The sequence below is a fragment of the Helicobacter pylori genome, from assembly GCF_021062735.1.
GTDB classification, from domain to species: domain Bacteria; phylum Campylobacterota; class Campylobacteria; order Campylobacterales; family Helicobacteraceae; genus Helicobacter; species Helicobacter pylori_DN.
Genome location: NZ_JAHXLB010000012.1, coordinates 17,285 through 41,735, shown reverse-complemented (window position 1 = coordinate 41,735; position 24,451 = coordinate 17,285). Strand labels below are relative to the sequence as shown.

General features: G+C 38.9%; 18 protein-coding genes and 2 pseudogenes. 17 read left to right on the top strand and 3 right to left on the bottom strand.

Going from position 1 to position 24,451, the window contains the following annotated elements; genetic code table 11:
* Positions 1-65: 65 nt before the first annotated feature.
* Genes gatC through KX581_RS06205 form a run of 3 tightly spaced genes read right to left on the bottom strand, consistent with a single transcriptional unit; the run spans position 66 to position 2,917 of the window.
* Positions 66-347 carry an Asp-tRNA(Asn)/Glu-tRNA(Gln) amidotransferase subunit GatC gene (gatC, locus tag KX581_RS06215; protein ID WP_097682549.1) on the bottom strand — a complete coding sequence of 94 codons (282 nt, stop codon included), beginning with the start codon at positions 345-347 and terminating at the stop codon, positions 66-68.
* A 14-nt stretch (positions 348-361) separates the two neighbouring features.
* Entirely contained in the window at positions 362-1,837 is a 1,476-nt protein-coding gene (gene gpmI, locus KX581_RS06210; protein WP_180629483.1) for a 2,3-bisphosphoglycerate-independent phosphoglycerate mutase, read from the bottom strand.
* A gap of 12 nt (positions 1,838-1,849) precedes the next feature.
* Positions 1,850-2,917 (bottom strand): hypothetical protein, encoded by a 1,068-nt coding sequence (locus KX581_RS06205; protein ID WP_231175869.1) that lies wholly within the window; start codon positions 2,915-2,917, stop codon positions 1,850-1,852.
* Positions 2,918-3,029: 112 nt separating this feature from the next.
* On the opposite strand from KX581_RS06205, the gene glyS reads away from it, so the two are divergent.
* From glyS to rdxA, 17 genes and pseudogenes are all read left to right on the top strand, one after another.
* Complete coding sequence (gene glyS, locus KX581_RS06200) at positions 3,030-5,135, top strand: glycine--tRNA ligase subunit beta (RefSeq protein WP_231175868.1); 2,106 nt, start codon at positions 3,030-3,032, stop codon at positions 5,133-5,135.
* Complete coding sequence (locus KX581_RS06195) at positions 5,125-6,423, top strand: TolC family protein (protein ID WP_231175867.1); 1,299 nt, start codon at positions 5,125-5,127, stop codon at positions 6,421-6,423. Before glyS ends, KX581_RS06195 begins: the two co-directional genes overlap by 11 nt.
* Entirely contained in the window at positions 6,420-7,499 is a 1,080-nt protein-coding gene (locus KX581_RS06190; RefSeq protein WP_231175866.1) for an efflux RND transporter periplasmic adaptor subunit, read from the top strand. Before KX581_RS06195 ends, KX581_RS06190 begins: the two co-directional genes overlap by 4 nt.
* Positions 7,499-10,558, top strand: a complete 3,060-nt coding sequence (locus KX581_RS06185; RefSeq protein WP_231175865.1) for an efflux RND transporter permease subunit — start codon at positions 7,499-7,501, stop codon at positions 10,556-10,558. Before KX581_RS06190 ends, KX581_RS06185 begins: the two co-directional genes overlap by 1 nt.
* A 15-nt stretch (positions 10,559-10,573) precedes the next feature.
* Positions 10,574-10,855 (top strand): DUF3240 family protein, encoded by a 282-nt coding sequence (locus tag KX581_RS06180; RefSeq protein ID WP_000880319.1) that lies wholly within the window; start codon positions 10,574-10,576, stop codon positions 10,853-10,855.
* A gap of 541 nt (positions 10,856-11,396) precedes the next feature.
* Positions 11,397-13,036: pseudogene (locus KX581_RS06175) on the top strand (dynamin family protein).
* 2 nt (positions 13,037-13,038) lie between these two features.
* The gene (locus tag KX581_RS06170; protein WP_231175864.1) at positions 13,039-15,387 is read left to right on the top strand and encodes a dynamin-like GTPase family protein; all 2,349 of its coding nucleotides are present in this window, start codon (positions 13,039-13,041) and stop codon (positions 15,385-15,387) included.
* Positions 15,384-17,350, top strand: a pseudogene (locus KX581_RS06165) (dynamin family protein). Before KX581_RS06170 ends, KX581_RS06165 begins: the two are co-directional and overlap by 4 nt.
* Positions 17,351-17,382: 32 nt before the next feature.
* A complete protein-coding gene (acpP, locus tag KX581_RS08415; protein ID WP_414600161.1) occupies positions 17,383-17,532 on the top strand; it encodes an acyl carrier protein in 150 nt (49 codons plus the stop codon).
* Between the two features lie 131 nt (positions 17,533-17,663).
* A complete protein-coding gene (locus KX581_RS06155; RefSeq protein WP_180510857.1) occupies positions 17,664-18,602 on the top strand; it encodes an NAD(P)H-dependent glycerol-3-phosphate dehydrogenase in 939 nt (312 codons plus the stop codon).
* Between the two features lie 13 nt (positions 18,603-18,615).
* Positions 18,616-19,527 (top strand): glycine--tRNA ligase subunit alpha, encoded by a 912-nt coding sequence (gene glyQ / locus KX581_RS06150; protein WP_231175863.1) that lies wholly within the window; start codon positions 18,616-18,618, stop codon positions 19,525-19,527.
* On the top strand, positions 19,514-20,245 hold the full coding sequence (locus tag KX581_RS06145) for a GTP cyclohydrolase I (RefSeq protein WP_231175862.1): 732 nt from the start codon (positions 19,514-19,516) through the stop codon (positions 20,243-20,245). Before glyQ ends, KX581_RS06145 begins: the two co-directional genes overlap by 14 nt.
* A gap of 9 nt (positions 20,246-20,254) precedes the next feature.
* Positions 20,255-21,022 (top strand): zinc ribbon domain-containing protein, encoded by a 768-nt coding sequence (locus KX581_RS06140; protein WP_231175861.1) that lies wholly within the window; start codon positions 20,255-20,257, stop codon positions 21,020-21,022.
* Positions 21,023-22,204 carry a lipid IV(A) 3-deoxy-D-manno-octulosonic acid transferase gene (waaA, locus tag KX581_RS06135; protein WP_231175860.1) on the top strand — a complete coding sequence of 394 codons (1,182 nt, stop codon included), beginning with the start codon at positions 21,023-21,025 and terminating at the stop codon, positions 22,202-22,204.
* A gap of 11 nt (positions 22,205-22,215) precedes the next feature.
* Entirely contained in the window at positions 22,216-22,944 is a 729-nt protein-coding gene (locus KX581_RS06130; RefSeq protein ID WP_231175859.1) for an RluA family pseudouridine synthase, read from the top strand.
* Positions 22,945-22,953: 9 nt separating this feature from the next.
* Positions 22,954-23,808, top strand: a complete 855-nt coding sequence (gene lgt, locus KX581_RS06125; RefSeq protein ID WP_180445885.1) for a prolipoprotein diacylglyceryl transferase — start codon at positions 22,954-22,956, stop codon at positions 23,806-23,808.
* On the top strand, positions 23,805-24,437 hold the full coding sequence (gene rdxA, locus KX581_RS06120; protein WP_231175858.1) for an oxygen-insensitive NAD(P)H-dependent oxidoreductase RdxA: 633 nt from the start codon (positions 23,805-23,807) through the stop codon (positions 24,435-24,437). The genes lgt and rdxA overlap by 4 nt, the downstream gene beginning before the upstream one ends.
* Positions 24,438-24,451: the final 14 nt, after the last annotated feature.

Sequence of the window (24,451 nt, the reverse complement as noted above, 5' to 3'; positions counted from 1 at the left end):
TTTTCCTGTCTGTTTGATTTCAAAAATCAAGTTTTTAACTCGATATAAAACCTATTCAATCAAACCTATTCAATGATTTTGGGCACAACGAAATAATGATCCTGGCTGTGTTTGTTGTGGCTTAAAATCTCTTTGGCAATGTTAGGTTGGCTTTTGGGCTCGTCTTCTCTTAAGGGGGTGCTAAGATGCGTATCTGTTTTTAGATCATGAGTTTCTAAAGCGAAGATGTTTTCTACAAAGCCTAAAACCTCCGCTAAATGGCCTTTAACACTCTCTTTACGCTCGTCTTTAATCTCTAGCATGCTCAATTTTTCTAAGCGTTGCAATAGTTTATCATCAATTTGCATTCTTTTCCTTTAGTTTAAAATAGGGGTTCGTCCATCGTTGCTGGGGCTTTGATGCCCATGAGCTTTAACACGCTGCTAGCGATATTGTTCAACGCTCCGTTTTTTATGGATTTGACTCCATCCCCCAAAACAAAGCAATACACGCTCCCAGCGGTGTGGTTGGTTAAGGGGTTTTGGTTTTCATCTTTCATGCGCTCGCAATTCCCATGATCGCTGGTTAAAAGCATGGCGTAATCCAATTCTTTAGCCAGTGAAAGGATTTCCCCTAAGCATGCATCCACTGCTTCTACCGCTTTGATACTCGCTTCAAAATTCCCTGTATGCCCTACCATATCGCCATTAGCAAAATTCACAATGATCAAATCCGTGCCTAGTTTCATTTGCTCTAACACCGCAAGGGTTACTTCTTTAGCGCTCATTTCAGGCTTTAAATCATAAGTGGTTACTTTTGGGCTTTGGATAAGCACCCGGTTTTCATTTTTAAAAGGCGTTTCCACTCCGCCATTGATGAAAAAGGTTACATGCGCGTATTTTTCAGTCTCAGCGATATGGCTTTGGGTCAGGTTGTGTTGAGAGACTACTTCAGCGAGCGTGTTTTGAACGCTTTCTTTGGGGAATAAAACAGGGTAGGGGAAAGTGTTATCATAAGGCGTCATGGTAGCGATATGGAGTTTTTTAAAAGCTTGGCGTTTAAAGCCACTGAATTCCTTTTGGCCTAAAGCGCTCACGATTTCTCTAGCCCTATCATTCCTGAAATTGATAAAAATAAAGCTTTCATCATCTTGCATGCCGCAATAATCTTTAAAACAAGCGGGCATGATAAATTCATCGGTAATATTTTTATCATACTGGCTTTGGATATACTCGCTAGGGCTTAAAGGCGTGTGATTAAGCCCCATTAAGCTATGATACGCAAGCTCAATCCTTTCAAAGCGCTTATCCCTATCCATGGCATAAAAACGACCGCTTATGGTAGCGATTTGAATGTTTTCATTGCAGATATTTTGCATGGTTTCTAAATAAGTTAAAGCGCTTTTAGGAGCGACATCGCGCCCATCGGTGATTAAATGCAGACAGACTTTTTTATGGGATTTTTCACACTCTAAAGCCAAAGCGATAAAATGCTCAATGTGTGAATGCACGCCTCCATCGCTCATCAAACCCATAAGATGCACCACAGGGCTTTTTTGGATCGTGTTTAAAAAAGCGGAGTTGTTTTTTAATCCATCGTTTTGAAGGCTTAAAGAAATTTTGACTAAATCCTGATACAGCACCCTACCAGCCCCAATGCACATATGCCCCACTTCAGAATTCCCCATTTGCCCCTTAGGTAAACCCACGCTCAAGCCATGCGTATCAATCAGGCTATAAGGCAAGGTTTTAAACATCAAGTCATAAGTGGGTTTTTTAGCATGAAAGAAAGCGTTATGATCGCTATCTTTACGATACCCAATGCCATCAGTGATAATCAAAAGAGTTTTTTGCGCCATTTTTAGGACTTTTTAAAGCTCTTGCATGAGAGTGATGTGGTTGGCTAAAATCGCATTCCTTTGCCCTGGAGAGCAATTTTTGCACACTTCTTGTTTTTTGGAATTTTTGGAAGCGGTTTTAGCGTGGCTTTTAATATTATTTATATTATTTTTAGAGGAGCGTTTTGGACTCACTTTAGCCGGTTTTTGAGAGCGTTTTTTAGCGGGTGTGAAATCAGCACTATTGATTTGAGCCAAATACATGGGTTTATCTTTTGCTTTTTCTGGCTTGTTGGTTATTTGCTCGCTAGTTGCCTCTTTCATTTCTTGGGGTTTTTCTGCTTGGGTTTGCTCTGTTTGAGTTTCTTTAGCAATTAAGGTTTGGGGCATGGCGTTGCCGATAGGGTCTAAATCCAGGTTGCTATTAGCGCTTTTTTGCAATTCTTGGTCATTACTAGACTGCGAATCAAAGATTTTAGATTCTTTCAAACGCCTGATCCTGTCTTGTATATCCTCATAATATTTTTCAGCATCAGCGTTAGACTTTTCGTTTTTTTCCCAACGACTGCCCTTGTTGTAAGATTTAATCATGTCTTTTAGATTGTCATGGTAGCGTGTTTTCCAATAGAGCAACTCTTTTAAAGCCACTTCAGAAGCAAACGAATCGTTTTTAATGAGCAATTCCCCCATCACATTACGCAAAAAGGGGCTATCATTATGCCCATAGCTTTTTAGAACGCTTGGGATATAAGAATGATACACGCCCGCGCTCGGATCTGAAAAATTGATTTTATAAACCCCTGCGCATGACTCTTTCCATGCAATGCCTGCCATTTCATAGCCTAAATTTTCTTTAGAGCCGAATTGATAGGCGGCTTTTAAAACTTCTTTTTGCTTAGCGTTAAAGTCTTTAAGGTTGTCGCAATTGGTCATCATGACTTTAGTAACGGGCGATTTGGGCTTGTTTTTAACCCCTTTAGCGGACTTAGGCTCTGTTTTAGTGGGGCTTTCTGTTGCGGCTAAGCTTAAAGATGCGCTTAAGGCTGTGCCTAGCCATAAGGCTTTAAAGATGGTGTGAGTGAGTGGGGTTAAATGTTTCAAAACGCCTACCTTTTGTATTTAAAAAATAAACTAAACTAAAAATAAATTCAAGTATAATTCTAACATGATTTAGTCTTAAAAGTGATTTTGTTTTTTAGGGAGAATTGAGATTTTGCATTCAGATGAATTGTTAGTAGAGATTTTAGTTGAAGAATTGCCCGCACAAGCGTTATTGAATGAATATAAAGAAATGCCTAAAAAACTCCACGCTCTTTTTCAAAAACGCGCTTTAGAAGTGGGAACTATAGAGGTTTTTTACACCCCTAGGCGCTTGTGTTTGTTCATCAAAGACTTTCCTCTTTTAACCCAAGAAACTAAAGAGGAATTTTTTGGCCCTCCCGTTAAAATCGCATGCAATCACCAAGATAAAACGCAAGGGTTGAACGTGCTAGGTTTAGGGTTTTATCAAAAATTAGGACTAAAGGATCCCAAGCATTTCCAAACAGCGTTTAAAAACAATAAAGAAGTGCTTTATCACGCTAAAATCCATGAAAAAGAGCCTACAAAAGACTTAATCATGCCTATTGTGTTAGAGTTTTTAGAGGGTTTGAATTTTGGGAAGTCTATGCGTTGGGGCAATGTGGAAAAAAGCTTTATCAGACCCATTCATAATATTTGCGTGTTGTTTAATGGGGAAGATTTTAACGGTATTGAAGTCAAAGAGTATGGCTTTAAAACCAAGCAAGCCACGAAAGCACACCGACAAGAGGGTTTTGATTTTATCCAGGTGGATAGCCCTAAAGCGTATTTTGAAGTTTTAGAAAAAAACCATGTCATTTTAGACCCTAAAAAGCGCGAAGCGAAAATCTTGCAAGAAATTAAAGAGTTAGAAACAAAGCATGACATTATTGTAGAAATAGATAGGGATCTATTAGATGAAGTTGTAGCGATCACAGAATACCCCAGTGCGCTTTTAGGGGAGTTTGACAAGGCGTTTTTAAAATTACCCAGTGAAATCATCACCACTTCCATGAAAGAAAACCAACGCTATTTTGCAACCTTTTGTCAAAAAAGCCAAGAAGAAAGCCCAACATTATACAACGGCTTTATCGTGGTGAGTAACGCTATCAATAAAGACAAGCAAAAAATCATTGCAGGCAATCAAAAGGTTTTAAAAGCCCGTTTGAGCGATGCGGTTTTCTTTTATGAAAACGATCTCAAAAAGCCTTTGGATAACGCTCCTTTAGAGAGCGTGGTTTTTGTGCAAGGTTTAGGGACTTTAAAAGATAAAATGGAGCGCGAATCAACCATCGCCCAATACTTGACGCAAAAATATATTTCATCTTTAAACATGCCTTTAGAAAAAGCCCTTGAGTTAGTTAGCCGAGCCGTTAAAATCGCTAAGGCGGATTTACTCAGTGAAGTGGTGTATGAATTTAGCGAACTTCAAGGGATCATGGGCTATTACTACGCTTTAAAACAAAACGAAAACGAGTTAGTCGCTTTGAGTGTGAAAGAGCAGTATTTGCCCGCAAGCGAAAACGCCCCCTTGCCCTCTAGCGTTTTTAGTTCAATCGTGGCTTTGAGCTTGAAATTAGACAGCCTGTTTTCTCTTTTTAGCGCGGGTAAAATCCCTAGCGGTTCTAAAGATCCTTTTGCTTTAAGGCGCTTGAGTTTTGGGCTATTGAAAATCATCGCGCATTACGGGTTAGAATTTGATTTGAAAGCGGATTTAAAAAATCTCTTTGAAGAAGTGGCCGTTTATCAAAGCTTTGATTTAGAAATTTTAGAGAAGTTTTTACTAGAGCGCTTTAATAATTTAATAGATTGCAACCCCTCTATTATAAGGAGCGTGTTAAACACCAATGAGCGAGATATTGTTACAATCATTCAAAAAGTCAAAGCCTTAAAACGCTTTTTAGACGATCCTAAGAACGCTCAAAAAAAAGAGTTGCTTTTTAGCGCTTTCAAACGCCTAGCCAATATCAATAAAGACAGAAACCCTAACGAGTCAAGCGGGTTTTCCACGAGTCTTTTCAAAGAATCGCAAGAGCATGCCCTTTTTGAAGCGTTTAACGCGATCAAAACAAGCACTTTTGAGGGTTTGGATAGCAAAATAGAGGCTTATTTTGGTTTGCATGCGCCTTTAGAAGAATATTTTAAAAGCGTGCTAGTCATGGATAAAGATATAGAAATCCAAAAAAATCGTAAAAATTTCTTGTGGGGCGTGTATCAAAGTTTCTTAGAGATTGGGGATATTAAAGAAATTGCGATTTAATGCTGTCAAACGCAAAGTCCGGCGTTTTTTGGGGGTAACTTTTTTTATAAGCATGTTTAGCGTGGGCATGCTTAGCGCGAAAATCTTTACCCTACAAGAGTTTTTTAAAGAAGTAGAAACCAATTCAATGGAGTTGATCGGCAAAAAAGCCGATTTTAAAAGCCGTTTGAATGAGCAACGATCCGTGAATGCTTGGGATTTTCCCTATATTGAGAATGAAACTTCTATGGTGAAAAACTTCCAAGGCATTATAGAAGCGCAACCCAGAACCCTTTTAATGATAAGACCCAAACTTCCATGGGTGAGCTCGCTTTTATCCAAAAGCCTTTCTATTAAAACCATTCAATACGATAAGAGTTATCAATTAAATAAAAATCTCGCTTTTATTGGCGCTAAACGCCTTTATTTGACTTATGTGATGACTAAAGAAAAATATCAGGTGTATGTGCAACGGGAAGCGAACTTTTATTCGCAGCTCAAAATCGCTAAAGAAAAAGTCAAAGCCGGCAGCATGAGCGAAAAGGACTATATCAACTTCAATAATTCTTATTTGGAATCCAAACTCGCTAAAACCAATGTGGAAACCAAACTCATAGATTTAGAAAAAATGCTAGACACGATGCTCGCTATTGTGGAGCCGGTCAAAGAGGGGGCGCATTTTGACACTTATTTAGATCATTTGCATGATGTCAAGGTGATCGGTTTAGATTTTGAATACGTGCGATTAGAACCTGAAGCGTTAAAGTTTAAATTGGATCGCTCGTTGTATGTGGATATTTTGGATTTGACGGCTAAAGATTATCAGGTGAATGCGAAATTGGCTAATAGAGATGTGTTTAATGCATTTGAGTTTGGGATTGGCTCTGAAAGCTATAACTCTTCAACTAATCTTTCTGTAGAAGTGCGTATCCCTTTACCGGTAACGCCTAAAAATATCTATCAAAAGCGTAAATTCTTGGATTTGCAAAGCGGGACGCTCGTGCAAAATGAAGTGATGAAACGAAACATTAGAATCAACGCCAACTCCTACTTAAACCAGCTCAAAACCAAAGAAGCATACATTGAAACCCAAAAAGAAGCCATTGCTAATAAGAAGCGTTTGATGGAAATGGGGCGCCTCGCTTATGAAGCCCAAAAAATCGGACTTTTTGAATACTTGATTTATCAAAATTCTTACATGGACGCTCTCATCACTCTAGCGGAAGCTAAGATTGAATACATTGATATTAGCGCGCTTTTAGAAGAGACTTTAGGGGAGAGCTTGACCAGATTAGGAGTATTGCATTGAAGCGGGCGTTATTGTGGCTGATGTTAATGGGCGTTTTTTCAATGGGTGTTTCTTTAAAGGCCAAAGAGTATCCAGAAATTGTTTTGGAAGAAAAAAACTTGCAACCCATGGGGTTAAAGGTTATCAGTTTAGATAAAGAAATTTTTAGTAAAGGGCTTCCTTTTAACGCTTATATTGATTTTGATAGTAAAAGCTCTGTGGTGCAGAGCTTGAGTTTTGATGCGTCTGTGGTTGCGGTTTATAAAAGAGAGGGCGAGCAGGTGAAAGCTGGAGATGCGATCTGTGAAGTGAGCTCTATTGATTTGAGCAATCTGTATTTTGAATTGCAAAACAACCAAAATAAATTAAAAATCGCTAAAGATATTACTAAAAAAGATTTAGAGCTTTATAGGGCGGGGGTGATCCCTAAAAGGGAGTATCAAACGAGCTTTCTAACCAGTGAAGAAATGGGCTTAAAAGTCAATCAACTAGAATCCACTTTTAAAAGCTTTGGCGTGGATCCCAAAAACCCTAAAGGGCATTATGGTTTTAGGATTGTGGCTAGCGATAGCGGTCTTTTGGCGTTAGCGCCTAAAAATGTGGGCGAGAAGATTTTGGCTTTCACTAGCTATGTGCGTATTTCAAAAAGCGATGATTTGATTGCTCAAATCAAATTGCCTATAGGCGTTTCTAAATCCATTAAAAGAGATTCGCCGGTCTATAATGAAGAGGGGGAAAAAATCGGGAAGATCCAAAGCGTTTCGGTGGTGTTAGACAAAGGCTCTAACACGATTTTAGCCACCGCCTTATTAGATGAGAGCAATTACCATGTGGGGGAAATGGTAGAAATGTATATTCAAGGCTCTCAACCCAAAGACTCGGTTTTAATCCCTTCAAACGCTTTAATCAGAAACGGGAAAGATTACTTAGTGTTTGTGAGAACGCCTAAAGGTTTTAGGCCTGTGGTGGTTCAAGTTTTAGAAGAGCGCAGCAAGATTTTTATCGTGAACGCTCAAAATTTACACCCTAATGACAGCGTGGCAGTGGGGTCATTGATAGGGTTAAAAGGCATGATCAACAATTTAGGGGAAGAATAATGCTCGCTTCCATTATTGAATTTTCCTTACGCCAGCGAATAATCGTGATTGTTGGCGCTATTCTTATTTTATTTTTTGGGACTTATAGTTTTATCAACACTCCAGTGGACGCTTTCCCGGATATTTCGCCCACTCAAGTTAAAATCATTTTAAAACTCCCTGGCTCTAGCCCTGAAGAAATGGAAAACAACATCGTGCGCCCTTTAGAATTGGAGCTTTTAGGGCTAAAAGGGCAAAAATCTTTAAGAAGTATTTCAAAATATTCTATTTCAGACATCACGATAGATTTTGATGACAGCGTGGATATTTATTTAGCGAGGAATATTGTCAATGAGCGCTTGAGCAGCGTGATGAAAGATTTACCCGTGGGGGTTGAAGGGGGCATGGCGCCCATTGTTACGCCGCTATCAGATATCTTTATGTTCACCATTGATGGCAATATCACCGAGATAGAAAAACGACAGCTTTTAGACTTTGTGATCCGCCCGCAATTAAGAATGATTAGCCGCGTGGCGGATGTCAATTCTATTGGAGGCTTTAGCAGAGCGTTTGTGATTGTGCCGGATTTTAATGACATGGCGAGGCTTGGGATAAGCATTTCTGATTTAGAAGAGGCTGTAAGAGTGAATTTAAGAAACAGCGGAGCGGGGCGCGTGGATAGAGATGGCGAAACCTTTTTAGTCAAAATCCAAACCGCTTCTTTGAGTTTAGAAGACATTGGCAAAATCACCGTTTCCACGAATTTAGGGCATTTGCACATTAAGGATTTTGCGAAAGTCATCAGCCAGTCTCGCACCCGTTTGGGGTTTGTTACTAAAGATGGCGTGGGTGAGACCACAGAAGGGTTAGTGCTTTCTTTAAAAGACGCCAACACCAAAGAAATCATCACTCAAGTGTATCAAAAACTAGAAGAATTAAAACCCTTTTTACCAAGTGGCGTGTCTATTAATGTTTTTTATGATCGATCAGAATTCACGCAAAAAGCCATTGCCACCGTTTCTAAAACGCTCATTGAAGCCGTTGTTTTAATCATCATCACGCTCTTTTTATTTTTAGGGAATTTGAGGGCGAGCGTGGCTGTGGGGGTGATTTTACCCTTAAGCTTGTCCGTGGCGTTTATTTTTATTAAGATTAGCGATTTGACTTTAAACTTGATGAGTTTAGGGGGGTTGGTTATCGCTATAGGCATGCTCATTGACTCAGCCGTGGTGGTGGTGGAAAACGCTTTTGAAAAATTGAGCGCTAACACTAAAACCACTAAACTCCATGCGATCTATCGCTCTTGCAAAGAAATCGCCGTTTCAGTGGTGAGCGGGGTGGTGATTATTATGGTGTTTTTTGTGCCGATTCTAACCTTACAGGGGTTAGAGGGCAAGATGTTTAGGCCTTTAGCGCAAAGCATTGTGTATGCGCTTTTAGGCACTTTAGTTTTATCCATCACTATCATTCCTGTAGTGAGCTCTCTTGTTTTAAAAGCCACGCCCCATAGCGAAACCTTTTTGACGAGGTTTTTAAACAGAATCTACACCCCTTTATTGGATTTTTTTGTGCATAACCCTAAAAAAGTGATTTTAGGAGCGTTTGTTTTTTTAATCGCAAGCCTTTCTTTATTTCCCTTTGTGGGAAAGAATTTCATGCCCATTTTAGATGAGGGCGATGTGGTTTTGAGCGTGGAAACCGCTCCTTCTATTTCTTTAGATCAATCTAGGGATCTCATGTTAAACATTGAAAACGCGATTAAAAAGCATGTCAAGGAAGTCAAAAGCATTGTCGCGCGCACAGGGAGCGATGAATTGGGGCTGGATTTAGGGGGCTTGAATCAAACCGATACTTTTATTTCTTTCATCCCTAAAAAAGAATGGAGCGTTAAAACCAAAGATGAATTATTGGAAAAAATCACAGATTCCTTAAAAGACTTTAAGGGGATTAACTTTTCTTTCACCCAACCCATTGAAATGAGGATTTCTGAAATGCTTACAGGGGTTAGGGGGGATTTAGCGGTTAAGATTTTTGGAGATGATATTAGCGAATTGAATAAATTGAGTTTTCAAATCGCGCAAGCTCTAAAAGGGATTAAAGGCTCTAGTGAAGTTTTAACCACGCTCAATGAGGGCGTGAATTATTTGTATGTAATCCCTAATAAAGAATCGATGGCGAATGTGGGGATCACTAGCAATGAATTTTCCAAGTTTTTAAAATCCGCTTTAGAGGGCTTGGTTGTAGATGTGATCCCTACAGGGATTTCACGCACGCCGGTGATGATCCGCCAAGAGAGTGATTTTGCAAGCTCTATCACTAAAATCAAAAGTTTAGCCTTGACTTCAAAATATGGCGTTTTAGTGCCTATCACTTCTATCGCTAAAATTGAAGAAGTGGATGGCCCTGTTTCTATCGTGCGTGAAAATTCAATGCGCATGAGCGTGGTTCGCAGTAATGTGGTGGGGCGCGATTTGGACTCTTTTGTAGAAGAGGCTAAAAAAGTGATCGCTCAAAACATCAAACTCCCTCCCAGCTACTATATCACTTATGGGGGGCAGTTTGAAAACCAGCAACGGGCCAATAAAAGGCTTTCCACCGTTATCCCTTTAAGCATCTTAGCGATTTTTTTCATTCTTTTTTTCACTTTTAAAAGCATTCCTTTAGCCTTGCTCATTCTTTTGAATATCCCTTTTGCGGTTACTGGAGGCCTTATTGCGTTGTTTGTGGTAGGGGAGTATATTTCCGTGCCAGCGAGCGTGGGCTTTATCGCTCTTTTTGGGATTGCGGTTTTAAATGGCGTGGTGATGATAGGCTATTTTAAAGAGCTTCTCTTACAAGGAAAAAGCGTAGAAGAATGCGTTTTATTGGGCGCTAAAAGGCGTTTGAGACCGGTTTTAATGACCGCTTGCATTGCCGGTTTGGGTTTGCTCCCTTTATTATTTTCTCATAGCGTAGGATCAGAAGTCCAAAAACCTTTAGCGATCGTGGTGCTTGGGGGCTTAGTCACCTCAAGCGCTCTAACCTTACTCTTACTGCCGCCCATGTTCATGCTCATCGCTAAAAAGATTAAAATCGTTTGAGTTAAAGGATTTTGCATGCTCGCTTTAGAAATTTATATTGATATTTGCTTGAAAGACGCTTTAATAGATTATTTGTTTGAAAAAGGCTTTGATGATTTTTTTTATGTGGAGTGCTATAAATACGCCGCTTCTTCATTGCTTTTAAGCCAAAAAGAGCAGGTGAGCGGGCGCAAAGACTACGCTAAATTCAAGCTTTTTTTAAGCGATGAAGTGGCTTTATCTTTGGCTCAAGCTTTAAAAAATCAGTTCGCTTCTAAAGAAATGAAATTGTTTTATTCTCAAACGCATGGGTTGTAGAATACTTGTTTAAGCGATAGTTTCTTAAAGTGGGGGAAGGGTTTGAGCTAAAAAGAAAGAAATCGGGCTTTATAAAAAATTTCTACAATCAAATAAAATGTAAGGCAATAAAAATGCTTGAAGCATTTTTTGCAATCAAATATCAAAAGAGCTTGATGTTAATCAAGCGATAATTCTTTAAGCGGTCTTGGGGGATAGGGGGTTTTTAAGGGGGTTAAGGGGGGGTTATCGCAAAATCCCCCCTCATCCCCTTAAGGAAAGAAGTTTGACCATATCAAAATGAAAGAAAAAACGAGTTTTTGATTAATAAAAAGAACCTTGAATAGAGTATCAAAATTGAGTATAATGAGAGCCATTAAATGGTGCTAGGAGTTTGTAATGACTATTATTCTTAAAAATCCGCTTTTTCTCTCTCTCTAGTCAGCCGTTTTATTTTTTCACCCCCATATAAACCCATACCCATATAAACCCTTTTTTTAGGGATTTTTTGGGGATTTTTGCGTCTTGTTTAGATTTTAATTTTTAATATAAAGGATTGGTAATGATTTTATACGCACAGACAAATTTTGTGGAGTTTTTAGAACAGGTTTTAGAAGTTTTAAAAGAAGTGGAGATCGATAAAACAGAATGTTTCACTCTTTTAGCAAGCATTCAAAAACAACAGCTTGTGATACCCGTTGTGGGGAATTTTAGCGCAGGGAAAAGCACGCTATTAAACCGCTTTTTAGAAAAGAGCGTTTTGCCTACCGGTATCACGCCAGAGACTTCTTTAGCCACTGAGTTGCACTATAGCACTAATGAACGCATAGAGGCTTTTTCAAACAATGATGAAAAAACAGAGAGTTTTGAACTGAATGAGCAAAGTTTTGAGACGATTAAAGAGAATGCCACGGAGTATTCCTACCTTAAGGTTTATTTGAATAATGAAGCTTTGAAAAACAGCGCTCCTTTAGTGTTTGTGGATATGCCTGGGTTTGATAGTCCCATTTCAAGCCACACCCATGCCAAATATTTAGAAAGAAGCGTGCATTTTGTCATCCTCACAAGCGTAGAAGAGGGCAACCTCACTAAACGCATGGTTAGGGAATTAAAAAACCTTTTAGAGTTTGACAAAGGCCTTAGCTTTATTTTGAGTAAAACGAATTTAAGGACGCCTTCGCAAGTAGAAGAAATCTCTCACTACATTCAAGATCAAATCCAAGATCACCTTGATTTGACAACGCATCTTATTTATTCCAATAAAGACAATAACGCTCTTTAGAGGTAGCGGATAAAATAGACGCTGAAAAGCTTTTTAACGCTTTGTATTTGAAACGATTGAAGTTTTTAAATTCCCGGTTACAAAACAGCCTAAAAAGCGTGATGGAAAGCTTTGATTACTCTAAAGAAAAGGCTTTAGAAGAAATCAAAGCTTTGGATTTGGGAGTTAAAGACATTGAAAAAACCTATGAAAAATTAAGGGCTAATTTAGAAGAAGAATATTCTAGCGTGGCTGTGGGATCGGTGGTTAAAAAAGTGCTAGAAGATGTCAGGGAGCAAAAATCTTATTTAGCCGCTTTAATCAACAGGCCTAACGAGCTTAATAGCGAAATGGAAAGCATCATGCAACAAAGCTTGATCAAAAACGCTAAATTAGAGATTGAAAAGATCAACCTTTCTTTTTCAAAAGATTTTTGCACAGAATTTGAAAGCCTGAACAACACGCAGCTTTCTAGCGATTTGTCTGTGAATTTAGAGCATGGCCTTGAACTAGGGATCAACGCCTTAAGCGTGATTTTAGCCAAAAACCCGGTTACAAGACCCTTCGAGCTGATCTTGCAAGGGTTAAAACCTCTTTTAAAAGAATTATTGGCGTTATTGCCTAATATCATCGCTTCATTCTTTAGAAACGAGGAAAAAGAGCGGGCGAAATTAGAAAATCTGATTGAAGTTAAAGTGATACCAGAGGTTCAATACAATCTTAAAAAAGTTTTACCGGGCTTGTTTAATGAATGCTTTGAAAATTCCCTAAAAGGTTTAAAAGATCGTTGTGAATTAGAAATCACACATAAAAAACAAGAAATCGCACTCGCTCAAAAAGAAAAAGAAAAACACCTAAACGATTTAGAAAATCAAAAACAAATCTTAGAAAACAAGATCAACGCTTTAAGCGATCTAGAACAACAATATTTAAAGGATTAAAAATGAACGCTCAAGAACTCATCAAAAAAAGCGCTTTAGTTGAAAAAACGCTACAAGAACAAGGCTTGCAAGAAAGAGCGAAGCCTTTTATGAGCGATAACTCTGTGATCAAAACCGAAGAGTTAGAGAAAACGCTAAAAGAAATGCAGGCTAAAGATAGGGATCTTAAAGTCGGTATCATCGGGCGCGTGAAAGCGGGCAAAAGCTCGCTTCTAAACGCTTTGATTTTTGAGGGTGTAGAGGTTTTACCCAAAGCGGCAACGCCCATGACGGCTAGTTTTACTGTTTTAAAATACGCCAATACCCTGAGTGCTGAAGTGGAGTTTTATAGCCCAAAGGATATTGCAGAGCTTGAAAACGAACATGAAAGGTATGTAAGGGAGTTTAACAGGATTGTTGAAGAAGAAGTCAAAAAACAAAAAGAAAAACAGAGTTTGTCAAATAGGGCTAAAGAGGGAGTAAAGAGTTTTAGCAACAAAGCGTTAAGTATGGTTAGCAGAAATAAAAGCGATGAAGCAGCACCCAAAGAGAGGGTTTTAAGCGATGAAGAAATAGTAAAAAGGGCTGAAAGGATCGCTAAAGATACATTAAAAGGGGACGAAAAACTCGTTTCATCACACGATCAATACGAAAGAATGAAAAAAAGCGGATCGCTTAACACGAAAAACTTAGATCCGCGCATTCAAGCCAACAGCTTACAAGAGCTGAATCAAAAATTGCTCCAATTCGTGGGCGCGGACGGGAAGTTCATGCCCTACACTAAAGCGGTGCAAATTTCTTTGAATAACCCCAACCTTAAAGATTTGGAAGTGATTGACACCCCTGGCGTGAATGATCCCATCGCTTCTAGGGAAGAGCGCACCAAAGCCTTATTGAAAGATTGCGATGTGGTGTTTATTATAAGCCCTTCTGGTCAGTTTTTAACGGATAGCGATATGGATCTGTTTGACAGGGTTTCTAATAAAGAAGGCCTTCAAGAAATTTATTTTGTGGCAAGCCAAGCCGACAGCGCTGTTCTTTCTATGAGTGAAGTGGAAAAATCCAACCAACACCTCCCTACAGCCTTAGAAAACGCGCAAAAAGCCCTTTCATCTCAATTAAATAATATCATGGAAAAGTTGATTCAAAACTACCCTAACCAACGAGAGATTTTTGAAAAAGCAATCAAAAACGGCGTCATTTTGACTTCAGGGGTTTGCTTTAGCATGTATAAAGACTTTAACAACCAAGCTTCTTGGGAAAGAAACCAAAAAACAGAAGAGTATCACAATGCCTTACGGAATTTAAAAGATTTTTACCCTGACGCTTTTAATAGCGATGATAAGTCTAAAGAAAGTTTATTGTTTTTAAGCAATATGAGCGCGATTAAAGAGCGTTTAGAAAAAGCCGCTCAAAGGAAAGAAGAGATCATTTCTCAAAGATTGCAAGATTATGCAAAAAGCCAAGCCAACAACCTCCATAATTTGATCGTGCAGTTATTGCAAGACCTAGAAGATGAAAAAAAGAGGATTAAAAACGCTGATATGGGGGCTATCAAAAAGCAAATAGAGGTTTATGAAAACCTTTCTGGTAACATTGAAACGAAGTTTAGGGAAGCGTATGAAGAATTTATCTTGCATTTCATCAACAATATCAGAGTTGGCTTGGAAGAAACCTTAACGAAAGCTATCCAAACGGCTAAAATGCACTCTAGAGAAGAAGAGGAAGAAGAGCGTTACACTGAAAGAGTGAAGCAAGGCGGTTTGGGAGGTTGGGCAAGATTTTTTGGTAGCATTGTTGGTGAAAAAGATTGGGGCTATAATGAAGTAGAACGCACAAGAGCAACCATTAAAGCCGGAGCGGTGCTTGATTATTTGACAGAGATGCATGAACGCTGTGAAGGAGCTTTGAATGACAGTGCTAATTCTTTTAAAGTCGTTTTCAAAAAAGAACTCTACGCTAAAGTCTTTAAACAATTGCGCGAAATCATCTCTGATGATTTGATTGATGAGGTGGCTTTCCAAAGAAGCGTGATGGCTGTTTTAGATTCCATTGAATTTAAAGAGTTTGATTACACTGATAAGCTTCCTGGCGAGATAAGGGGGAAAACGGGTAATTTAAAAGGCGATGAAGCCGATGCTTTTATACAAAGCGTGGGGAATTATGTGAGGAATTTTGAATCTGAGGCTAAAAAAGATGTGAAAGGCTATATCCAAGGTTTAAGAGGGAATTTAGAAAAGCAAAACCTTGCCAGCGATACGCTTAAAAAACTCCAAAAAGACATGCAAAATTTGCACAATCAAGTCCAAAATAAAGTGCAATCCATCGCTCAATTAGACGCAAAAATCAAGGCTTTAAAAGAGATCCAATGATTAATTTTTTTAATGGTATTTTTAATGACAATAGCAAGGCTGAAAACCACCACAATACAGAGGGTTTAAAAGAACGCTACGATTTAATCGCTCGTATTTTAAACGCTAAAATGGAAAATGAAGGGCTAGAAGAATACCAGCAAATCTTAGACAACGAGTTTTTAGAGTTCGCTAGCGGCGTGGATTCGCTCAAAGAAAAGGAAATAGCGTTACTGATGCTCCAAGAAATTAAAAAAGAATTGCAATTGGTAGCGAGCTACCCTAGTTTGTTCCAAAAAACCATCGTTGCGGTGGGGGGAGGGTTTAGCGCGGGCAAATCCACTTTTTTAAACAACTTGTTGGGCTTGAAATTAAAACTCCCTGAACACATAGATCCCACCACAGCTATCCCCACTTATTGCTTAAAGGGTAAAAAAGAGGTTTTAATGGGGTTTTCTCAAAATGGGGGCATGGTGGAATTACCACATCTTAAGTTTAACCATCAGTTTTTAGAATCCCTTGTCTTTAATCTCAAAGAGATCATGCCCTTCATGCTTTTGACGCTCCTAGCGTGCCTTTTGAATTTTTATGCTTCATAGACACGCCTGGCTATAACCCCGGCAATCAAGGCTATACGGGTGGGGACAAAGAAGCCTCTAAAGAATCCCTAAAGCACGCTAAACACATTTTATGGCTTATCAGTTGCGAGCGTGGGGGTATTGAAAGCGATGATTTAGAGTTTTTGCGAGAATTATACGAAGAAGAGGGCAAGCAGGTTTTTATCGTATTGAGTAGGGCTGATAGGCGCACCAAAAGCCAATTAGAAGAAGTCGCTAAGAAAATTAGAGAGACTTTAAAAGATAATGGTATTGAGTTTTTAGGGATTTGCGCTTACAGCGCTACAAGGTATCAAGAGATTAAAGAGTTCAGCGAAAAAAGCAAAGTTTTTAAATCGCTTGAGAAATTTCTAATGAAGTTAAATCAAAGGAGCGAGAAACAAAACGAAATTTTAAGCGTTTTATACGAAGTGCATCGGATGTATGAAAAGGCTATTAATCAAGACGCTAACAAATTCAAACGCTACCAAAGAGAATTGCGTTCTGTTAGATTGGATTTGATGCAAAAAGGCTTTGATGATTTTAGCGATAAAATTTTTAGAAGAATTGAGATTTTAGAAAAAGAATTTTCTGAGCAAGAAGAATCCAAAAGAGAGAATTTAGCGCGATTGAACGGAGTGATCAACTTGTTTAAAAAGAGCATTGATAAGGTTTTTGATCGTGTGAGCGCTTTCACTTGGGAAAAATACAAAGAACAAAACGACGAAGAGGACGAAGAAACAAACCGCCGAGAGTTTGAAGAAATCAAAAAAATGGTGCTGTTTTTCAGGGATCTCAATTTATTTTATTTGGATTGGTATGAATGGAGTGAAGAAGAGATCCAAGAAACTAGAGATAGTTTAGATAAATGTAATGAGTTACTCCAACTGCATTACTCTTTAAAAAATTTGCAAACGTTTAGGGAATACAAAGAAACAAATGAGAAAGATTATCAAGAGTCTTTGAACAACGAGGAGCTTCAAAATAATTTGCGGGAGTGGAGGGATCTAAAAAACACACCGGAAGAAACAAACCGCCGAGAGTTTGAAGAAATCAAAGAAATGGTGCTGTATTTTAGGGATTGGTGCATGTTTTGCTTGGATTGGTATGATTTGAGCCAAGAAAAAATCCAAGAATTTAGAGATGCGATGGATAATGATAATAGACTGCTCCAATTAGACTATTCTTTAAAAAATTTGTTAAGGCTTAAAGGATACAAAGAAACAAATGAGAAAACTTATCAAGAGTGCTTAAACGATGAGAAGCTTCAAAATAATTTGTGGGAGTGGAGGCGATCAAAAAATCAACAAAACAACAATAAAGCTTTCAATGCGAATGATACGAATTTATTTGAAACTATTAGGCAGTTATTGAGCAGTTGGAAATAGATGTATCACAAGTTACGCCAGAAGCGAAACTTGTGAAGGATTTAGGTGTGGACTCTTTAGATATCGTGGAATTAATCATGGCGTTAGAAGAAAGGTTTGGCATTGAGATTTCTGATGAGCAAGCGGAAAAAATCGTCAATGTAGGCGATATAATGAGATATATTGAGAAACAACTAATTTAACGCTTTTTAATTTTAAAATATTATTTAATATGTATATGTTTTAATCAAAGACAGCGTTTTGAATGTAAGGGCTATTTTAAACTTATTATTGTAAAATGGTGAGTTTTACAATCAATGAGATTAGGAATTTAATGGAAATTGCAGTATTTGGTGGCGGGGCGTGGGGGAGGGCTTTAGCCTTTGCTTTTGGAGAAAAGAATGAAGTCAAAATCATTTCAAGGCGCGATTTAAACGAGCCGTTAAAAAAGCTCAATAACGCTTTGATTTCTAAAGGTTCTGCCCCCATAGAGCAAGTGGATTTACAAAGAGGCTTAAAAGCAGTGCTCTATGTGATCGCTATTAGCGTGCAGCATCTAAGGGAATGGTTTCAAAACGCTTCTTTACCCAAAAACGCTAAGGTTTTAATCGCTTCTAAAGGGATAGAGGTTTTAAACAGGGCGTTTGTGAGCGAGATCGCAAAGGATTTTATCGATCCTAATTCTGTGTGTTTTTTAGCGGGTCCGAGTTTTGCGGCTGAAATCATTCAAGGCCTGCCTTGCGCGCTAGTCATTCATTCTAATAATCAGGCTTTAGCGCTAGAATTCGCCAATAAAACCCCCTCTTTTATCAGAGCTTACGCCCAACAAGACATCATAGGGGGTGAAATCGCTGGGGCGTATAAAAATGTGATAGCCATTGCGGGGGGGGTTTGTGATGGCTTGAAATTAGGCAATAGCGCTAAAGCGAGTTTATTGTCTAGAGGTTTAGTGGAAATGCAACGCTTTGGGGCGTTCTTTGGGGGCAAGACAGAGACTTTTTTAGGGCTTTCTGGGGCTGGGGATTTGTTTTTAACCGCTAATTCTATTTTATCTAGGAATTATCGTGTGGGTTTGGGGCTAGCCCAAAACAAGCCTTTAGAGGTGGTTTTAGAAGAATTAGGCGAAGTGGCTGAGGGGGTGAAAACGACCAACGCCATTGTGGAAATCGCTAGAAAATACGGCATTTATACGCCCATTGCGAGCGAATTAGCCTTGCTTTTAAAGGGTAAGAGTGTGCTAGAGAGCATGAACGATTTGATCAGACGCGCTTAAAAGGAAAGAGAGCATGCAAGATTTTTCAAGTTTATTATTAAAATTACAAGAGTATTGGAAGAATCAAGGCTGTTTGGTGATCCAGCCTTATGATATTCCTGCAGGAGCTGGGACATTCCACCCGGCCACGCTTTTAAGGAGTTTGGACAAAAAGCCGTGGAATGTGGCGTATGTCGCGCCCTCTAGAAGGCCTACTGATGGGCGCTATGGGGAAAACCCTAACCGCTTGGGGAGTTATTACCAATTCCAAGTAGTCATCAAGCCCAGCCCTTCTCATATCCAGGAACTCTATTTAAAAAGCTTAGAAGTGTTAGGGATAAACCTTAATGAGCATGATATACGATTTGTAGAAGACAATTGGGAGAGTCCGACTTTGGGGGCATGGGGGCTTGGCTGGGAAGTGTGGCTTGATGGCATGGAGGTTACGCAATTCACTTATTTCCAGCAAGTGGGAGGCATTGCTTGTAGCCCTATCCCGGTGGAGATCACTTACGGCTTAGAAAGATTGGCGATGTATGTGCAAAAAGTGGAAAATATCCTAGAGATTGAATGGGCTAAAAACAATCATGACAGCGTGCGTTACGCGCAAGTGCATTTAGAAAGCGAATATCAATTCAGCAAGTATCATTTTGAAACAGCGAGCGTGAAAAGGCTATTAGAAATGTTTAAAAACGCTCAAGCCGAAGCCTTGCATTGCTTGGAAAACAAGCTCCCCTTACCGGCTTATGATTTGGTGATGCTATGCTCGCATTTTTTCAATATTTTAGACGCCAGAAAAGCGATTTCGGTGGCTGAAAGGCAAAATTATATTTTACAAATCAGGGATTTAGCCAAAGGGTGTGCGCTTCTTTATAAAGAGCAAGAAGAAGAGAGGGAAGAGCGCTTAAAAAACGCTTTAACAAAGGCTGAAAATGGCGTTAGTTAAGGAAGTGTTGGGAGTTTTGAATCGCCTTTCGCCTTTTGAACTCCAAGAATTGTGGGATAACAGCGGGTTGAATGTGGGGAGTGAAAATAGTGAATTTAGCGAGATTGTCGCATGTTTAGAAATCACGCTTAACATCGCTCTAAATGCGCCACAAAACGCCCTAATCATCACGCACCACCCTTTAATTTTCAAGCCCTTAAAAACGCTTAGCTACGAGGCTTATCCGGGGAATATTTTAAAAATCTTAATCCAAAAAAACATTTCAGTCATCAGCATGCACACGAATTTTGACAAAACGCATTTAAATAAGCATTTCGCTAGTGCGCTTTTAGGGTTTGATGGCTTGATAGAAAAAGGCCTTATGTTAGTGAAAGAAAACGCTAATATAGAATTTGATGCGCTTGTAGAAAGGATTAAATCTTCTTTAGGGGTGGGACAATTAGCATGCGTCAAAAGTTCTCAAATGATTAAAGATTTAGCGTTTGTGTGCGGATCGGGAGCGTCCATGTTCTCTTCTTTAAAAGCGCAAAGCTGTTTAATTACAGGCGATGTGAAATACCATGACGCTATGATCGCTCAATCTTTAGGGATAAGCTTGATTGACGCCACGCATTATTATAGCGAAAGGGGTTTTGCACTGATTGTGGCTGAAATTTTGCATTCTTTTGATTATTTGGTTACAATAGAGAATTTTAAAAACCCCTTGCAAATCATTTAAAGGAAAGCGATGAACACCCATCTCAAACAATTGATTGAAATTTCGCATTTGGATAAAGAAATTGACTCCTTAGAGCCATTGATCAGAGAAAAACGAAAAGACTTGGATAAAGCCTTGAATGATAAAGAAGCTAAAAATAAAGCGATTTTGAATTTAGAAGAGGAAAAATTAGCCCTAAAATTACAGGTTTCTAAAAACGAGCAAACCCTACAAGACACGAACGCTAAAATCGCCAGCATTCAAAAGAAAATGAGCGAGATCAAATCCGAAAGGGAATTGCGCTCTTTAAACATTGAAGAAGATATTGCTAAAGAACGCTCCAACCAAGCCAACAGAGAAATTGAAAACCTGCAAAATGAAATCAAGCGCAAAAGCGAAAAACAAGAGAATTTGAAAAAAGAAATGCTAGAGCTTGAAAAATTAGCGTTGGAATTGGAAAACCTAGTGGAAAACGAAGTCAAAAACATCAAAGAAACCCAACAAATCATCTTCAAAAAGAAAGAAGAACTCGTGGAAAAAACCGAGCCTAAAATCTATAGCTTTTATGAAAGGATTAGAAGATGGGCGAAAAACACGAGCATTGTAACGATCAAAAAACAGGCTTGTGGGGGTTGTTTTATTAGACTAAACGATAAGATTTATACCGAAGTGCTAACGAGTGGGGATATGATCACTTGCCCGTATTGCGGGCGTATTTTATACGCTGAGGGCGCGTATGAAAGTAACGCTCAACCTCCAAAAGAAAGCCAACCAAAAGAAAGTCAAGAATTAGTTTGATTGTTTAAGTTTTTTTACCTTTTATTGTTAACTTTGGGGCATCTTTTTGGTGTGCCTTTCATCTTGCTTTTGAGTTTTAAGGAAAAATACCGCCATTCTTTGAAAGCTCGTTTTTTTCTCAAAGACAATTTTTTAAAAAGCGAGCCGACTTTTTGGTTTCATGCATGCTCTTATGGGGAGGTCAAATCCTTAGAGCCGATCATTCAAGCTTTAAAAGAGTCGATTTTAATCAGCGTTACCACTAATACCGGCTTTGAATTAGCCGCTCAAACTTATCGGCATTCTAAGCATATAGAAGTGCGTTACCTGCCTTTTGAAACCCTATTGTTTGCATGGAAAAAAAACTTAAAACGCTTAAAAACTTTGGTGGTTACAGAAGCGGAATTGTGGTTTAATGTGTTTGATACGGCTCAAAAATTAGGGGCAAAAACCATGCTCATTAACGCTAGGATCAGCGTTCGTTCTTACCCCAAGTATCAGCGTTTTTCTTTCTTTTATGCGCTTTTATTCAAACGCATTGATTTGATTTTAGCGCAAAGCAAGGAGGATAAAAAGCGCTTGTTGAATCTAGGGGCAAAAAAAGTGGTGGATTTTTTGAATATCAAGCGTTTTTCAAAGCCTGTGATCGCTTCGTTTTACCCTAAAAACCCGGACGCTTTAAACATTGTTTTAGCCAGCACGCATGAGGGCGAGGAGGAATTGGGGTTAAAAGCGTTTTTAGAATTGAAAAAGACTTTTAAAAACGCAAGATTAATTGTTGTGCCGCGCCACCCCGAGCGTTTTAAAAGCGTGCGGAATTTGTTGCAAGATATTTTAAAAACGACGCCTTTTAGTTGGGAGTGTTTTTCTTCAAAGGGTTTTGTGGAATGCGATATTTTGTTAGTGGATAGCTTGGGGGAATTGAATAACTTCTATGCGATCGCTGATATTGTCATTTTAGGGGGTTCGTTTGTCAAAATGGGGGGGCATAACCCTTTAGAGCCGGCGTTTTTTAATGCGCGCTTGATCACAGGGGAGCATCTTTTCAACCAAGTAGCGTTGTTTGAACTAGTCAAGCCCTATAAAATCGTTCCAAAAGAGGATCTGTTAGGCGCTCTTTTAGATTACAAAAATTTAGGCGTGGCACGTTTTTTAGAAAACGGGCATGATTTAAACGAATTGCTCGCATTCATTAAACATTAAAAAGGATAAACATGGAAAAAGCTTATAAAATATTGAGCGTTCAAGAAAACATTTCGCATAAAAAAGCCAAAGCTTTGATTGATTTGGGGTTAGTGAGTATAGGGGGGAAGAAATTGATGGTCGCCAGAAAGGAATTACCCAAAAACACGCATTTTAGCGTCCAAAAGGTTGAAAAACCCGGCGTGATTTTTGAAGATAAAAACATTCTAGCCCTTTTTAAACCCCCCTTTATAGAGAGCTATGATTTAGTTTCTTTTTTCAAAGGTTGGGTTTTGTTGCACCGCTTGGATAAAGAAACAAGCGGGGTGATTTTACTGGTGAAAGAAAATTCAGAATTCCACTTAAAAGCGAAAAAGGCTTTTAAAAATAGGGCGGTTAAAAAGGAGTATTTAGCGCTCGCTCAAGGGATTGTAGAAGAAGAGCGAGAAATCAACGCTCCCATTCTTACGATTAAAACCACTAAAGCTTTCAGTAAAATCTCTAAAAAAGGGCAAGAAGCGGTTACAATCATCACGCCCTTAAAAATCATCAACAAAAAAACCCTTTTAAAAGTGGGAATCAAAACCGGAAGAACCCACCAAATCAGAGTCCATTTAAAGCATATCAACCACCCTATTATAGGCGATACAATCTATGGCGATAGCCAACACTCCGCCAAACGCTTGATGCTCCATGCGCATAAAATCTCGTTATTGGGGTATGAATTTGAAGCGATCCCCCCTAAAGAATTTGAATTTTAAGGATTGATCATGAACGCTTGGAATACGATTTATGATCAATTTAACCCTATCGCTTTTAGTCTTGGCAGTATTGAAGTGCATTGGTATGGTTTGGCGTATGCGTGCGCGATTGTTACCGCTTTTTATATGGCGTTAAGAATGATCCAAAAAGACCCCAAGCGATTCCCCATTGAAAGGAAGGAATTTGAGAGTTATTTTCTATGGGCGGAGCTTGGCATTGTGCTAGGGGCAAGGGTAGGATACATTCTTATTTATGAGCCTAATTCCAGCTATTATTTGACGCATTTTTGGCAAATCTTTAACCCTTTTGATAGCAATGGGGATTTTGTAGGCATTCGTGGGATGAGCTATCATGGGGGGTTGGTGGGGTTTTTGATCGCTTCGTATCTTTATAGCCGTAAGGATTTGAAAAAGCTTTTGATTTATTTGGATTTGATTGCGATTAGCCTGCCTTTAGGGTATGTTTTTGGGAGGATTGGGAATTTTTTAAACCAGGAGCTTGTGGGGAGGATTGTCCCCAAAGACAGCCATTTAGGGCAAATCATAGGCATTATGGTGGATAATCAATTGCGTTATCCCAGCCAATTGATTGAAGCGTTTTTAGAGGGGGTTATCGTGTTTTTAATGGTAATGTGGGCTAAAAAGCACACCAAAACGCATGGGTTGCTCATCGTGGTTTATGGCTTGGGGTATTCGTTGATGCGCTTTATTGCGGAATTTTACAGAGAGCCGGATAGCCAATTAGGGGTTTATTTTTTGAATTTGAGCATGGGGCAGATTTTAAGCTTGCTTATGGTAATTGTTTCGTTAGGGATTTTATTGTATGCTACAAAAAATTCTAAAAAAATAAAGGAAAATCAATGAAATTTTTGGATCAAGAAAAAAGAAGACAATTATTAAACGAGTGCCATTCTTGCAAGATGTTTGATAGCCATTATGAGTTTTCTAGCACAGAATTAGAAGAAATCGCTGAAATCGCTAGGCTATCGCCAAGCTCTTACAACACGCAGCCATGGCATTTTGTGATGGTTACTAATAAGGATTTAAAAAAACAAATTGCAGCACACAGCTATTTTAATGAAGAAATGATTAAAAGCACTTCAGCGTTAATGGTGGTATGCTCTTTAAGACCCAGCGAGTTGTTACCACACAGCCATTACATGCAAAACCTCTATTCGGAGTCTTATAAAGTTAGAGTGATCCCTTCTTTTGCTCAAATGCTTGGCGTGAGATTCAACCACAGCATGCAAAAATTGGAAAGCTATATTTTAGAGCAATGCTATATCGCTGTGGGGCAAATTTGCATGGGCGTGAGCTTAATGGGATTGGATAGTTGCATTATTGGAGGCTTTGATCCTTTAAAAGTGGGCGAGGTTTTAGAAGAGCGTATCAATAAGCCTAAAATCGCATGCTTGATCGCTTTGGGTAAGAGGGTGGCAGAAGCGAGCCAAAAATCAAGAAAATCAAAAGTTGATGCGATTACTTGGTTGTGATTAAACGAAATTAA

What these genes read in the sequence shown, in the direction of transcription:
- gatC (WP_097682549.1), bottom strand. Translation starts at nt 347, where the DNA reads ATGCAAATTGATGATAAACTATTGCAACGCTTAGAAAAATTGAGCATG.
- KX581_RS06170 (WP_231175864.1), top strand. Translation starts at nt 13,039, where the DNA reads ATGAACGCTCAAGAACTCATCAAAAAAAGCGCTTTAGTTGAAAAAACG.
- lgt (WP_180445885.1), top strand. Translation starts at nt 22,954, where the DNA reads ATGAACGCTTGGAATACGATTTATGATCAATTTAACCCTATCGCTTTT.
- KX581_RS06145 (WP_231175862.1), top strand. Translation starts at nt 19,514, where the DNA reads ATGGCGTTAGTTAAGGAAGTGTTGGGAGTTTTGAATCGCCTTTCGCCT.
- KX581_RS06155 (WP_180510857.1), top strand. Translation starts at nt 17,664, where the DNA reads ATGGAAATTGCAGTATTTGGTGGCGGGGCGTGGGGGAGGGCTTTAGCC.
- KX581_RS06130 (WP_231175859.1), top strand. Translation starts at nt 22,216, where the DNA reads ATGGAAAAAGCTTATAAAATATTGAGCGTTCAAGAAAACATTTCGCAT.
- KX581_RS06185 (WP_231175865.1), top strand. Translation starts at nt 7,499, where the DNA reads ATGCTCGCTTCCATTATTGAATTTTCCTTACGCCAGCGAATAATCGTG.
- KX581_RS06140 (WP_231175861.1), top strand. Translation starts at nt 20,255, where the DNA reads ATGAACACCCATCTCAAACAATTGATTGAAATTTCGCATTTGGATAAA.
- rdxA (WP_231175858.1), top strand. Translation starts at nt 23,805, where the DNA reads ATGAAATTTTTGGATCAAGAAAAAAGAAGACAATTATTAAACGAGTGC.
- KX581_RS06180 (WP_000880319.1), top strand. Translation starts at nt 10,574, where the DNA reads ATGCTCGCTTTAGAAATTTATATTGATATTTGCTTGAAAGACGCTTTA.
- glyQ (WP_231175863.1), top strand. Translation starts at nt 18,616, where the DNA reads ATGCAAGATTTTTCAAGTTTATTATTAAAATTACAAGAGTATTGGAAG.
- gpmI (WP_180629483.1), bottom strand. Translation starts at nt 1,837, where the DNA reads ATGGCGCAAAAAACTCTTTTGATTATCACTGATGGCATTGGGTATCGT.